Source organism: Stygiolobus caldivivus (genome assembly GCF_019704315.1).
GTDB lineage: Archaea > Thermoproteota > Thermoprotei_A > Sulfolobales > Sulfolobaceae > Stygiolobus > Stygiolobus caldivivus.
This window is the reverse complement of the sequence record NZ_AP024597.1, coordinates 1,042,432-1,056,311: the sequence shown is the minus strand read 5'-3', so window position 1 is coordinate 1,056,311 and position 13,880 is coordinate 1,042,432. Positions and strand designations below refer to the sequence as shown.

The window sequence follows — 13,880 nt, the reverse complement described above, 5'->3', positions numbered from 1 at the left end:
CTTAGATGGAGTCACTCGAAATCTAAGACTATTGTTTTACTTTCAATTCCATGAAGGATTAACTTTCAGCTTCTATAAACTCCTTGATATCGAACTTATATCGCTTTCAATTCCATGAAGGATTAACTCTGAAAACATCCCTATCCCGTCTCCATTTCTTATTTACTTTCAATTCCATGAAGGATTAACTTAATTTTATACAAGACATAAGCATAATCTCTTTCTTTCGTTCTTTCAATTCCATGAAGGATTAACAATTTTCCTCACGCCCGCTCGCTTTCATCATTTTATGGGGGCTTTCAATTCCATGAAGGATTAACGTGAAGTAATATGTCCCTATGGTCTTCTCTTCTAATTCTACTTTCAATTCCATGAAGGATTAACCTAATAAATGAGAAGCGGTGAACGTTATAAAGATGTTGTTAAGACCTTTCAATTCCATGAAGGATTAACAACTTTATGATAAAAAAAGCAATTTTGACGTTAATAGAGAGTTCTTTCAATTCCATGAAGGATTAACAATATCACCTGTGTCTCCTGCATACCATTCGAACTGGTATCCTCTTTCAATTCCATGAAGGATTAACCACGGAATGTTGATCCGTGTGGGGTCTTTTGTGAAACTTTCAATTCCATGAAGGATTAACATACGTACAGCATAATTGGTGGCGTTTTAGGTGGACTGATCTTTCAATTCCATGAAGGATTAACACAGGTCAGTTTGTTATAGGTAATGACATCCAGAATATTATCCTTTCAATTCCATGAAGGATTAACATCGTACACGACTAGCTTCGCCATGCACTCGAATATGTTATTCTTTCAATTCCATGAAGGATTAACGCAGTTCCGGGTGGTAGACCAGCGTTTTAACGATTAGACTTTCAATTCCATGAAGGATTAACGTAAGGTTGAGAAAGCCGAAAAAGGCCAAACAACCAATAAAATACTTTCAATTCCATGAAGGATTAACTAGCTCTTAGGAACAGACTCAGGGCATTAGTAGACGATTATACTTTCAATTCCATGAAGGATTAACTGTCCGCCCGCGTGTTTGGTGGGCAGAGCCTCACTCTCCCCGTCTTTCAATTCCATGAAGGATTAACAAATAATAAAGGCATACAGGGCAAGTTCGACCAGGGCATCGCTTTCAATTCCATGAAGGATTAACTAAGTTTTACTACAAAATGCTACCCATCTCCACCTTTGACTTTCAATTCCATGAAGGATTAACTATTAACATAAGACCTTTCGAATCAATAGAGAACAAGATTACTTTCAATTCCATGAAGGATTAACACTCTTTTCTCTTCTCTCCTTCTTTCCGTCTCCTTACTCTTTCAATTCCATGAAGGATTAACAAAGCGAGCTGGGCTGTTTCACAGTTTGCTTAAGCATTTTTACTTTCAATTCCATGAAGGATTAACTTAAGACCTCCTTTAGTTGGGAAGAATTAAACAGGCTAACTTTCAATTCCATGAAGGATTAACAACGATACGTTAATCCAATTTACGGCACCGGTCGATGAAGCTTTCAATTCCATGAAGGATTAACTTTATGTACAAGAGCTCATATACGAATATCTCTCAATTCACTTTCAATTCCATGAAGGATTAACAATGAGTCTCCAAGTAGTGCCTCTCAGGGTCAGAGTGAACTTTCAATTCCATGAAGGATTAACCAACTACGTGTTCCTGAGGGACGCCCTGGGCAAAGAGACTTTCAATTCCATGAAGGATTAACCAAAAGAGATACCTCCTATTTAGTCCAGAGGGAGAAATACCTTTCAATTCCATGAAGGATTAACGTCTCGCCTTTAGGCCATGGACCAGATACCTGAATATAACTTTCAATTCCATGAAGGATTAACATGAGTTTCGCTTCGATTCAGCCGCCTAGCATCGCTACACTTTCAATTCCATGAAGGATTAACTGAATGTTTTTATACTTTGTCTATCCTTAATTTTGCTCTTCTCTTATATAAGCTTTACTGTGCTTTGCGGTTTTATCATGACTGAATTTTTGTCATTCCCTTGAAATTTCGGGAGTTTGATAAAGAGATTTACGGTTCACGTACTTATGGTAGAGAATTTCTCCACTCACTGACAAATTGAAAGTAATTCCCGCTGAAAACCGGGAATTATAAGGGCAAAATACTCTATATCACATAGACAAAAAATGTTAGTAATTCTATCTACTTGTTACGCTTAGAGGGCCATTGTATCAGGAGCAAACCACTTCCAACGCCTTTGCACAATTAAGACACAGTGAACCGAGAACGCTGTTATCGGCGTCGGTTTCTATTCTATGCCTCGGAGACGCGGCCACTAGTCCGTCCTCCTAAGTCCCTTCAGCCCCTCACGTCTCGACACGATCGAGGCACTTGGGCTTTCCCTCCCCCTGATGACCCCTTCATAGCCTAACGCCTCGGCACAAGAACCCGTGTGTCTTTACCTATGACCGGTGTTGACACTCTCCGATTAACGGATCCTACTTCCTAACTACCACGCCGCTGATAAATACTGCGTCTATTAAGCAGTCCCGCGTCCACGCTATAACACGGCACCCGTGTCGTTGAACTAGCGGCGTTGTCCCCCTCCCCCCCATAAACTAAGTTATCGTCCCGTGGCTTTACGTTTTTTCACGGTGTAACGTGTTTGACTACTTTTGAATACATTTAGTGTGATATCCCATAGTGTGATAATCATTCCCCCCAGACCGTAACAACTTTATGTAACTTTTGAACTCCCTTAAACGCTCTTCAATATGACCTTCATCACCATGGTCACGTCTGTAGAGTATTACTTGGGTACTTAGATAACCTCCCTACAAGTGACGGGCCATGCTCAGGGGATAGGGGGTGGTGTAAGTAAGGGTGGGAAGGTAAGTGTCTCCCTCCTCTCCGCCCCCATATAGACGAGGTTAATAAAACAAAAACGGTGGATATGTCATCTTCCTTCTCCGACATGGTAGACCTCGGGATGGACTTCTTCTACCGTATGTAGACTTATCATCTTCCTTCTCCCCACCTCCCGGTTGGCCCGACAAATCTGAGGTGACGGTGTACGGCCCGTTAGGGGTGCCCCGTGGCGGGAGCAGAAGTTAGGGTGGGTCACGCCACGGGTAAACGCTTATCCGTAAGGGATGATCTCGTTGCGGAAAAAGAGAAGGGGGAGAAAATAAAGAAAAAAGAGAAGAAGGCTAATAATATCTGACCGGGGTGAGGCTCTCTAATACTTCAAAGTCGTCGAGCGGTAGTTTTCCCGTGATTATCCCCGCCTCACAGTTAGACGTGTAAGCGGGGTGTTTTATAATTTTTAGTAAGAATTGACGAGAAGAAGCCGCGTCATACTTTTTAGGGTAACTCTAAATGTGGCCCACCGGTTACACCGAGGGGTCTCTCACGGCCTTTACGGTCCCCGTTTGTCTAACCGTGACCGGGTGAAGCAGTTAGCCCGCATTAAGCGATATTAATACATAGCACGTGCGACGTTTTACGTAAGGCCGTCGCGTCTACGTGTTTTTACCGGTCATGTGTGTGCTGTTACGTACTCCGCGACTGGAAATAAGGGTTTTTTGGTAATTTAACATAAGGTCATGTATAAGTATTTACATAAATATTTAGGGTAATACCCGGCTGTAAGGACTTTCAATAAGTGTTAGCGTGAAAAGGCGTAAAGGTGACGGGTTAATAATTGATTTATATTTAGAACAGTTTTTATATATATTATATTCTTTTAAAATTACTTTATCCTTTTAACACTTTTCAAAGTGGGAGATAAAGTATTATGACCGGTCAACCTTTTGGAAATAGTTCTAAAAGAATGAGCCATGCTTTATAGATAATGCAAATTTAAAGTCTTCGAAGGGGTATTGCGAAAATACTTTTAAACTATGTGTTTTAAGTTGTTTATCATGAAGAAAATAGACGTATTAAGTCTAATATTACTAACACTTTTTATCATAGTAGTCCCGGTCTCAACGGGGCAGACACCACAGTCGTTATTTAAAGAACAGCGAATAGCTACCCTCGTCTTCAAAGACGTACCTTCAATACAGATAGACAGCGTAACACATTACGACCACGGCTTGGTAATAGCAGCAACGTATACTAACGTGACAATATCTAGTAGCTCACATAAGGGCCACTTACAGACGGGGTTCTACTCCGTAGCACGTATCTACTTCGTTAACAGTAGCCTCGACTTGGAGCTGTACAAGTTGGCGTTAACAGGTTATTCGATATTCAGCACCTTTGTCATGAACGGGGAATTGTACGTCTTGGTCTCGGTTTATAAGTTTGCACAAACCGGCAATACCTACGTGTATGTGTTTAAGGGCTTAACTCTAGTGGACACCTACACTATGGAAGGGGACATATTTCATGTGGACTTAAATAACCTCACCGCCCTAGCAGCTTTTAACAATAACTGCACTATCATTATGTTAAATAACACTAATATTACATTAAGGGACCTCGACCCCGTAAGGGCAGTGGAATTACCTCAAGGTATCTTGACAATCTCAAACGGGAGTGTAGACCCACACTTGTTTAACATAAGTATGTTCACTCGTACTGGTAAGGTGATATGGAGTAAAAAGTACTACGTCTGCAGTAACTTATTTTCTAACACCTTAGTAGGGGACCAGTTGTTCATAGTCGTTAATAACACCCCCATACCGTATTCAGAAATAGAAATACCGAAGGCCCCCGTTAACGTAAGTATACTAGGGATAAACTTGGAGAACGGCGAAGTCACTACTAGGCTCACGCTAACGAGTATAATACTGAAAATTTACCTCTTAAATATCGGCGGCAGTTTGTATGTCGCGTTAATTGGTAGGCACTACGCTACTCTAGAGAGGTATAACGGTAGCGGGTTGGCCCCCGTAGCTAAAATACCGATAAAGACGGAAACTGAAGTTATACACTTCCAAAACTATTTCGGATCAAATGTTAGCATAACCCAGACCGTGGTTGTCTCCCAGTTCTTCTCTAGCTGTAGGGGCTACTTCCTTGTGGTCAACCCTACGCCGTCTGGCTCTAACGTTACCGACGTTTATTCCGGCGGGGTGACACACTACTTTATAAGGGGGAACGTGTCGAAGTTTATCGGAAATAACGTACTGTTGTTTGGTGACGACGGTAACTTCTCGTTGGTGGTCCTGAACAATAACGGTACTGTAAGGGGGACAGTGAATATCGGTACTTCGTTGTTCAGGTCTCCGCACGTCAGGTTAATTGAAGCCGACCCCTATGAGTACTACCTAGTGGAGAGTAACAGTACTGTGAGTAGTAACGGTACGGCAGAGAGTGAAGTTATGGTGTATGAGCTCACGTTAGCCCTCGTGGGGACTACGTCACACGGGGAGAGTGCCGCACGCCCTGCTGGTGTGGGAGTCACGGTGTCCCCTGTAGTGTTAGTGGGGATCGCTATAGTGGCTGTTATCGCAGTAATTTTACTCCTGAAGAAGTTCGCTAAGAGATAGCCGATAAAGACGAACCTAAACCGATAGGCGTTAAAACCCCTTATGCTATACTTGTTTTTTTTTTTTACCCTTCATATTTTTCAAGTCCTGCGTTGATTAGGTGGTCTTTCGCGTGTCCTTTGCAAATTATAATTTTCTCTATCAAATTAGTATAATTCAATGTTTATATAATACAGTATACGCGAAACCACCCTGGATAGCCTGAATTATAACCTTATTATAACACGTTTTTATACGTACTATGTACCAATGTTGTTAAGTGTAACAGTTGTTATGCGTAACAACAGTTATCCCACTTTTCCTTGGTAATACCAAGCACCAGCAATACTGATAAAGTTTTTAGATTTTACGTCCGGTTTATTGGAAAAATATGAAGTACTAAAAGGAGCTGGGCATTACTAAGATCTAGCTCAGCATCGGGGAGCCCACTGACCTAACGGGCGCGGAGGAGAACTCCTCAAATTCGTTGAAAACCGTCTAGGAGGGGCACCGGTCCTGATGAAAACATTTAAGACGCGTTAAAGTAGGATGACTGCTGTGACAGGGTTAACTCAGCACCACACGGGGCCTCATCGTACTGGCGAGGAGGGGAAAGGACTCCACGACGCTTACACGCGTGCGAGGCCCGGACTTCGTAGGTAAAATACTGCTGTCGTAAACCACGAATTTAGTTCGTGTCACCTCACCGCGAGCCCGGACACCGGAATTTCAAGGCTTAGTCCTATATTTTGCACAAATGTGAAATTATCTACTTTTAGTTCTTCTGAAAAAGTTTATATAATATCATCTAAAGGAAAATGTTATGTTATGCCCTTCGTGTAATCAAGAAATCCCAGACAGTGTCCCCCAGTGCCCTAATTGTGGGTACCAATTCGCAAACGCCGACCAACCCGATATGAGCCTATTACAACAAGTGGACACTAGTAACCCCCCGTTTACTCCGATATGCGGAGAACAAATAATACTCGTAGCGAGGTATATGCAGCAGTCGTATATAACGCAAACATACTACCAGCAGACCCCGGAATTCAGCATCGGGGGGTTTATAAACATAGGTGAACAACCGGACTATAATAACCCTCAGTATATTTCCGCGACCATGTACGTCTACGGAGCAGTTTACATAACTAACATGAGGGTGGTATTTCACGCCCAAAACTATTCGTGCCCGAGGTGTATACACCAGCCCCCTTTTAACCCGTACGTAGACTCTATTTGGTACAACCCGCAAGCAATAGACGTGATGATCCAGACGTATAAAGGACAAGACCCGTCCCTAGTAAATAACGTAGACGTGAAAAACTATAACGGCCACATAACGGTTCAAGTTTCAAAACAATTTGATTACGACACCAGCAACGGTAGGGTGACAATTGACAGGGACGTACTCATTATACCCAGCGGGAAGACTGGTCTCTTTGATAGGTTCGTCGATAAGGTCAGGGAAGACTTTAGGAGTGCGTTCGGTGACAAGTACCAGGCTACCATAGACCAGGGGTTGCCGCCAGACCTGGTAAACCAGATATCGCAGATGTCCGCGTGCGTCAATAACAACTACGACAGGTTTAAGCAAGAGGCTTTATCGTAATTTTTTCTATGTAATAAATTCTATATATTAACTTTATATTTTTAAAAATTATAGAAAACTTTAATAGTAATAATGAATAAAACTTTATGAGCTAATATGGAAAAGACCTTCCAAATAGATAATGTAGATATAAATGCCATACATGATAAGTTAGTGAATGAATTACAGAATAGAGGGCTCGAAATTCACAGAGATGAGCCTAGGGACAACGGCTTTAAGGTCTTCGTAAGGAGGGACTACGCACACGGGGAAGTCGAGGTATTTAACGATTGGGGCACGGTCAGGTTAATAACACACGGTGAGCTGGAATGGGATTTAATGAACATCGCCGAACCACTAATAAACCAGCCGCCTTCTATGCCGGAGAGCCCCCCTCAGCTCAATGAGGCCCAAGGGCAGACAGCTGAAGTGCGCCCTATGCCAGAGGCTGCCCCCCAGCCCCCGGTAATGCGGCCGCCTTCTCCGTCACCCCCAATGACCCCCCAGCCGCAGTTCCCGCACCCCGTGCAGTCTGCCCCGCAACCTACTGCCCCACAACCGGCTATGCCCCAGCCTGCTACCCCTCAACCCCCGATGTACCACCCTACGCCACAACCGCCTCAAGGGGGGCTCCCTGAGCACACGCAGTTAGTTAATGTCTTAACTCAGAGCGGGTACCAGATCGAGGTAAATACTACCAACGGCCAAATATTCTTCGTAAGAGGTAGAAAAGGGAATTATGTAATAGATATAGAAGGTAGGCCCCAACCTTAAATCTTTTTTACCTTAGTTAGCGAGTATATACTGAATTAAAAACTTAATCTGTAATAGTTATTTCTACAAAATATTAAGGTTTAGCTATTTCAGTTGGTATTATATTCCCTTTGGCAGCAACTAAGAGTCCACCATTACCGCTATTTTATTACCCTTTTAGTTCCCGGCTAAAAACCCCCAGAAATTTCACTATTTTTCTTGAATTTTGCCTCATTATATAGGCTTACACCCATTTTGACTACTCCCAGCAGTTACCCTATTTCTCCTTGGCTACACCGAGGACTAGTAATACTAGTAAAGTCTTCAGGCCCACGCCCGGTCTCTTCAAAAACGTGAAACACGGGAAAACAAACGACGAAAACGGGCTGAACACCGCGAAAAGCTAACCGAAGCGTACGGCTACTTAGCTGGGACACGCGCGGTAAACGGGCTAAGCAAAGGGTAGCACCGGTTCTAACACTCTCCGGGGAGCGAGCACTCGGGGGCGGTCTCAATCGGCCGTCAAATTCGATAAGTGTCTATAAAACTACCGCGTATCCATAAAAATAATTTTTTCTAGTTAATTCACCGAGAATACATAAAGTGTAAGGGGGAAACCGTTTTGGGGAAAAAACTCATGTGCGAGGGTTACGAGACTTCATTGGGGTACACGAGATGGACCCCGTAACCTTTGCGTAATTCACCCTTGGTTTTGAGGGATTACAAATAATTTTCGAATTCCATGACTGTTTGGGAACACCCTAAAAGGCGGAAAAAGGGCTTTAATTGGACTTCTGACAAGTGACGGAGGACGACAGGGCTGTCCACCCCCCCCCCCACGTTATAAATAATTTAAAATTTTCTTAATTTTATCTCTTACTAACCTCAGTCTTTCCCCTGTTAATACCATTTCGTGGAACCCGTCTACGTGTAGTTCCCAAGCTATATACCAGACCTCTTTAAGTTCGTCACTACCAAGCTCGTTTACAGCGTCAAATAGGAGCCCTGAGGACCACCTACCGTGTCTCAACCTTTTTAAAACACCTAAATTATATTTTCTTGAGAGGGCCTTTATTGCCTCCTCTACTGCCTTATAGTATTTTTCTGAAGCTTGTACAATGTCCCCTTTCTCTAAAAGCTCGTCAGCCTCTTGTAAATAAGCCTCAGCAGACGTTAGCGGTAACACATATTACTCTTTAACAAGGCACTATAAAAATATTTTATACTATGCGACGTTAAAAATTTGGGAAAACGGTTTAGGTCGGTAATTTTTCGTTAAATTCAAAAACCAAGGGTTTGTCCCTTATATCCAGCTTTAAGACCGATGCCGGATCTGGAGGCGGGTAAAGCTCTTAGTACTTAGGACACCATGTAAGAAAGGCGTCCAGCCCAGTGACGGACTTGCAAACGTGTTTATATGGTTCATTGGAGACCGTCTGGGAGGTGCACCGGCCCTCATGCAGGCCTTTGATACGCGTTAAAGTAGGATAACCGCTGAAATAGTATTACTTCCGAGGGCTCTTTACCGCGTCCTTTAACTCTACGCTCTCTCGTCGCAATTTTTAAGCTTTCAAGAAAATAAGGAGTTATGACACGTGAAGTCATTCATACGGGTAACACCTCCACGCGAGGGGACAAGGGGGAGTATTTCGTCTATTATACCGACAGACCTAAGCCTAAGTTAAGGTACCTTTACGTGGGCCCCTCAGAGGAGACGATAGGGGCTTATATTAAAATTTCGGGTAGGTTATGGGCAAAGCCCCCAGTGCGGGGGTGGGGACTACATAGGCCTTCGCCAGCAAGCCTTAGGTCAGGGAGCGGGACTGCCCCAGGACCTCACACGGGGAGGGCGTTTTACAAAGCCCTGCAGGTCGCCTTTACAGCAGTCGACTTCCCCGTAGACTTTACAGTGGACAGGGACGGGCCACGACTACGGTCTTATGAGAGGTGGGGGCATGAAAAAGGAACTGGTCGACGCGTTTAAGGACAGGGCGTTAAGGTTCTTTGAGGAAGCAGTATCGGACTTGGATAAGGGCTGGTACGACTTCGCGGTATTTCACTTAGAACAGTCGTTACAGCTGGCACTTAAGGCGGCCTTACTCGAGAAAAAAGGGAGCTACCCCTTCACACACGACATAGACGAGCTGATAAACTCCCTCGCCGACACGCGCTTGGTAGGCCTGAGGGACAGGAATAGGGAGTTAGTTACCCTACTAAAGGTCGCGTACACCGGCTCCATATACTCCCCGGACTATTACGATAAGGAAGTGGCGGTAAAGTTGGTCGAGCTGGTAAAGGAGTGCCTAAAGGTGTTAGGGGTATGGAAAGGGTAGAGTACTTCAGGGACTGGAAGAAGTACGCAGAGGAGATCTGCACTTCCCTCAAGAAGGTGTTACCGGACGTAATGGTAGTCGTCTTCGGGAGCGTAGTTAAAGGGAATTACATCCCTTCCCTGAGTGACATCGACGTCATGGTAGTGTCCGATAAAGTGGGTGACGTGGTGTGGCAGGCAAATATGACCGTGTACATCACCTCTACAGTGTTTAAGGGCGCGGTGACGCCGTTTGAGTTCCATTACGCCGACCGGAGGGGTTATGAGGAGTTTTACAGGGACTTCCTGAAACCGGTAGTCGAGGTCAGGTGTTAAGGCGGTGGGGCGTTTACGGTGAGTAGTGGGCCAGGACGCCGAAAAGCCACCCTCGGCCAGCCAACAGATGACAACAGTGCGGTTAGTGTAAGGGTGAAAATTTTGTAAAAAAGGGAATAAGGCCTTTACCCCCAGACAAAGTATAAAACTGCCCACGGCCATACCGGCGATCCTCGGGCCTTCCCTAAAGTCCCCGGTCTCTACGTAGTACTCTGTTGTTACCCTCAGCTCTAGCGGTAGTGCCTTTATAAACTCCCGGTCAGCGGTCTCCCTCCCGCCTCCATAGCCTCCCCTTCAGCCTTTTCCACCTTTTCTAAATAATACATTTTGGGACTTAAGTAATAAGAGTTGGGCCTCTAATTTTAGCCCTCAGATCCGCTTTTCGTGAGTGCTTAGTCATGGGGGGTGACACGACTTGTCAGGCCCTAAAGGGCAAAACCCCTCCCTCCAGCCTAACACGTGTGCTTCGCTTCATAAGGGGCTCTGTGCGAAGGCCATCGCCCGTTATTAAATGGCCTAGCGTTATAGTTCAAGGAGTAAAAACTACTACTACTCATGGGTTCTTAAAATTATTATTATAATTAAATTAAAAAAATTAACATAATATCTATTTTTAAGGGCCTTTTAAGGCTCCTTTACGGCCTCCATCTGACTGAGTATGGTGAGGTCATCACGTTAAATTTACACTCGACGACATTTTTACCCGTGATAACGCATGGCGTAAAGTGACGGGTTTACGGTTTAGTTTACGCGGAACGGCCCTTAGTGTATTGCCCTTGTACTTAGAACTATACTAATCCGCTAAGGGACATCTCAATTTGCAACGGACACAAAGGCGTGGAAAAACCCAAATAAAGACTAAAACCGTAACGTCTAAGCCACCGTATGGTAGGCTTACTCACAGACTTAAACTAAGCCCACACCTCATATAATTTATTTCAGGTTAAATAAATTGTATTCCGCAATATTAGCGTCGCCATCCGTATATGAATTTGTCAAACGACCTTCCTTTATAAGGAGTATAAACAAGAATTTACATGTCACTATGTACTAAAAATTTTCAGAAACTAAATAGCTTAATGACGACACTATCACCAACCTCAACGGGCTTAAAAGACTTTCAAAAGCGATGTAGAGTTTCATTTCCAGTAAAGGATAAAGTACGGTAACTGCTACTCCACGTTTATACTCGACCGAGGTGTAAGGGGCGAGAGCCCTCCCAAAATTACGTTTAGCACCCATCGAAAAACCGTGGCGACCGGTATTACCACTAAGTGGGTACTCAGGCTCCACTTTACGTAAAACACTCGAAGAGGGCCATTAAGGGCCCCTGACATTTAATGTGGAGAGCGTAATAGGTACATTAGTGGAAAAAGATGCGGACATAAGGGGTTTACGTAAAAGGCTTCCCGTAGCCATAAAAGGCCCTAACAAATAGGCACTACAGTACCTCGGCCATACGGGATCCCGTCACGTGTAGGGCCTTTTACCTCCGGTACTTACGAGGTAAGGTTTACCGACCGGACGTGTGTCAATACGCGGTGCGTTAATGGGGGGCCCGGCCCTCTAAGCGTTGGGAATAAAGTAGGTTACGAGCACGGTAAGGGGGACGTCCGTGGTGATATCCGGTCACTCCCCTTTTCCAAATGAGAGCCGACCGAGGGGCTCCCCGCGTACTTTCCCCTGCTTTGGTGACGCGTTACCACAACGTTTGTGTCCATGCCCCGCACTACCATTCCCCCTCTGCAGGGACTTTTATCCCCCCGCCGCACAACACCCTCCCCTTATATTTTACGGGGGAGTATATGAGGTACCACGGGAAAGCCTTAACGGGTACGTAAAACGTAGAGGGCTTCCCCTCTTCGTCGAAGCCCTTAATTACGTCCCCGCCCGCACCTACCTTTGACATGACGTTTATTTCCCCACTCCCGCACTCCTCTAACTCCACCTCCCTCAGGTCTACTACTGCCACTAAGGACTCCGAGTCCCCTACCCTGTTCACTAGCCGCAGGGCCTCCTTTAAGGCGTCTATCCCGTGTGACACTACCACGACCTTCCTCTCGTCTAAAGAGTACGCGTATTCCCTCACCATCGCGTCGGAAAACCCCTTGAACTCGTCTAAGGTCTCGGGTAACTTCCCCTCTTCGAGCACCTTCCTCGTCCTCCTGAGTATTACCGGGAACTTAGTTGAATATATGAGCCCGTTATAGGACTCCCTGACCTTAGTCCCCCTGAGTTTCTCTCTACATTCCTGTTCACTCCAACCGTTAAGCACGCACAGCGAGGCACAAATCGAACCGAAAAGGGTAGAAGGCATTAAGAAGCTGTACGTGACCGCCACTTGGTACGTCTCAGGTACCCTGATGGAAAAAAACGGGGCCCTAAAGGAAGCTATGAGTGCCCTCATCCGGTACCCCACAGCCCCTATTTACTGACGGCCCCTATCAAAGCGTTGAAGAACTCTTCAAGGGACTTAGTGTTTACCACTTTCACCCCCTCCGACTTACACTCGGCGTTATAGCATATCACGGTCATATCTGTGTTCGTGGCTTTAGTAAACGCGGCCAAAGTGTCTAAAGAGCCCTGCACGTAGTCCTTGTAACTGCCGTGGACTAAGTTGGGTACGGGTCTGTCCGAGACCGCCGAGACCACCTCCGTGACCCTCGCTACCGGCAGTGCCCTCGCTTGTTTCGACCCTATCCCGGTGAACATGTACAGGAGTGCCAATACCGAGGACTTTTTCCTCCGTTTTACCTCGTCTTGGTCGCATACGACCTCCCCTTCTTCGTACATGGGCCTGCAGACATAGTCTAAGTCCATTACCACATTGAACCCGTAGAGGGGTGACGAAGAGTACTCCTGTTTAAAGACCATCTGTTGCTCCTGTGTAAGCGGGTCTACCCTGTTATGTATAACGGAAAACCTGTTAACGTACTCCAAGACCTCGGCGTCCAGTACAGGTGAGGCTAAGGAGAACTTTACCAGGCTGTCCCTCTTGGTCTGTTTCCCGTTTTTCCTGGTGATCAGGAACCCGTGGAGGTCGTTACAGACGTCTTCTATCGCCTCAGACTCCGACGAGGCGGGTTTAAGCCCTTCAAGTGTAGAGTCGACGGTGTACCCCCTCAGCCCTAACCCCGCCTTACACAGCTCGTTTATTTTACTCCCCCCTAAGTTCTCGTACGCTTTAGCTAAATACACCGCGTGCCAGTGCTTCAGTGAGTTACCCGTCATGATAGGGACGTCGTAGGGCTTGAAGCCTTCCCTTGTGGGTACTACTATCCTCCCTGTGGCGTGTGTGTTGTAGTTCCCTATGTTGTCCGACCCAGTGAGCACGGCAAGCTGTGCTTCAAACCTCCCTGAAACCCTGATGTATGACATACCAAGAGAAAATTCCATCTAAACATATATATCCTTTGCGATAGA

10 protein-coding genes and 1 CRISPR repeat array (1 of these 11 running past the window's edge) are annotated in these 13,880 nt (G+C 45.3%); of the genes, 7 read left to right on the top strand and 3 right to left on the bottom strand.

All coding sequences use genetic code 11. The features are described from left to right. Positions 1 to 1,933: direct repeats of the CRISPR family, unit length 24 nt; unit sequence CTTTCAATTCCATGAAGGATTAAC; it reaches 92 nt to the left of the window's first position. A 1,153-nt stretch (positions 1,934 to 3,086) separates the two neighbouring features. The 4 genes from KN1_RS14930 (at position 3,087) to KN1_RS05285 (ending at position 7,831) form a co-directional block, all read left to right on the top strand. After that, on the top strand, positions 3,087 to 3,215 hold the full coding sequence (locus tag KN1_RS14930; protein WP_258712570.1) for a hypothetical protein: 129 nt from the start codon (positions 3,087 to 3,089) through the stop codon (positions 3,213 to 3,215). A 700-nt stretch (positions 3,216 to 3,915) separates the two neighbouring features. Beyond that, the gene (locus KN1_RS05295; protein WP_221289796.1) at positions 3,916 to 5,490 is read left to right on the top strand and encodes a hypothetical protein; all 1,575 of its coding nucleotides are present in this window, start codon (positions 3,916 to 3,918) and stop codon (positions 5,488 to 5,490) included. Positions 5,491 to 6,292: 802 nt separating this feature from the next. Further along, entirely contained in the window at positions 6,293 to 7,078 is a 786-nt protein-coding gene (locus KN1_RS05290; RefSeq protein WP_221289795.1) for a zinc ribbon domain-containing protein, read from the top strand. A 96-nt stretch (positions 7,079 to 7,174) separates the two neighbouring features. Beyond that, the gene (locus KN1_RS05285) at positions 7,175 to 7,831 is read left to right on the top strand and encodes a hypothetical protein (RefSeq protein ID WP_221289794.1); all 657 of its coding nucleotides are present in this window, start codon (positions 7,175 to 7,177) and stop codon (positions 7,829 to 7,831) included. A gap of 820 nt (positions 7,832 to 8,651) precedes the next feature. Here KN1_RS05285 and KN1_RS05280 read toward each other — a convergent pair. After that, positions 8,652 to 8,996: a PaREP1 family protein gene (locus tag KN1_RS05280; RefSeq protein ID WP_221289793.1), complete on the bottom strand. Its 345-nt coding sequence runs from the start codon at positions 8,994 to 8,996 to the stop codon at positions 8,652 to 8,654. 402 nt (positions 8,997 to 9,398) lie between these two features. On the opposite strand from KN1_RS05280, the gene KN1_RS05275 reads away from it, so the two are divergent. Genes KN1_RS05275 through KN1_RS05265 form a run of 3 tightly spaced genes read left to right on the top strand, consistent with a single transcriptional unit; the run spans position 9,399 to position 10,457 of the window. Beyond that, the gene (locus tag KN1_RS05275; protein WP_221289792.1) at positions 9,399 to 9,794 is read left to right on the top strand and encodes a putative integrase; all 396 of its coding nucleotides are present in this window, start codon (positions 9,399 to 9,401) and stop codon (positions 9,792 to 9,794) included. After that, a complete protein-coding gene (locus KN1_RS05270; protein WP_221289791.1) occupies positions 9,766 to 10,143 on the top strand; it encodes a HEPN domain-containing protein in 378 nt (125 codons plus the stop codon). Before KN1_RS05275 ends, KN1_RS05270 begins: the two co-directional genes overlap by 29 nt. Further along, complete coding sequence (locus tag KN1_RS05265) at positions 10,131 to 10,457, top strand: nucleotidyltransferase domain-containing protein (protein WP_221289789.1); 327 nt, start codon at positions 10,131 to 10,133, stop codon at positions 10,455 to 10,457. Before KN1_RS05270 ends, KN1_RS05265 begins: the two co-directional genes overlap by 13 nt. Before the next feature lie 1,729 nt (positions 10,458 to 12,186). Here KN1_RS05265 and cas5a read toward each other — a convergent pair. Both cas5a and cas7a read right to left on the bottom strand, forming a co-directional pair. Further along, complete coding sequence (cas5a, locus tag KN1_RS05260) at positions 12,187 to 12,864, bottom strand: type I-A CRISPR-associated protein Cas5a (protein WP_221289788.1); 678 nt, start codon at positions 12,862 to 12,864, stop codon at positions 12,187 to 12,189. A 17-nt stretch (positions 12,865 to 12,881) separates the two neighbouring features. Further along, entirely contained in the window at positions 12,882 to 13,835 is a 954-nt protein-coding gene (gene cas7a / locus KN1_RS05255) for a type I-A CRISPR-associated protein Cas7/Csa2 (protein WP_225905790.1), read from the bottom strand. Between the last annotated feature and the right edge of the window lie 45 nt (positions 13,836 to 13,880).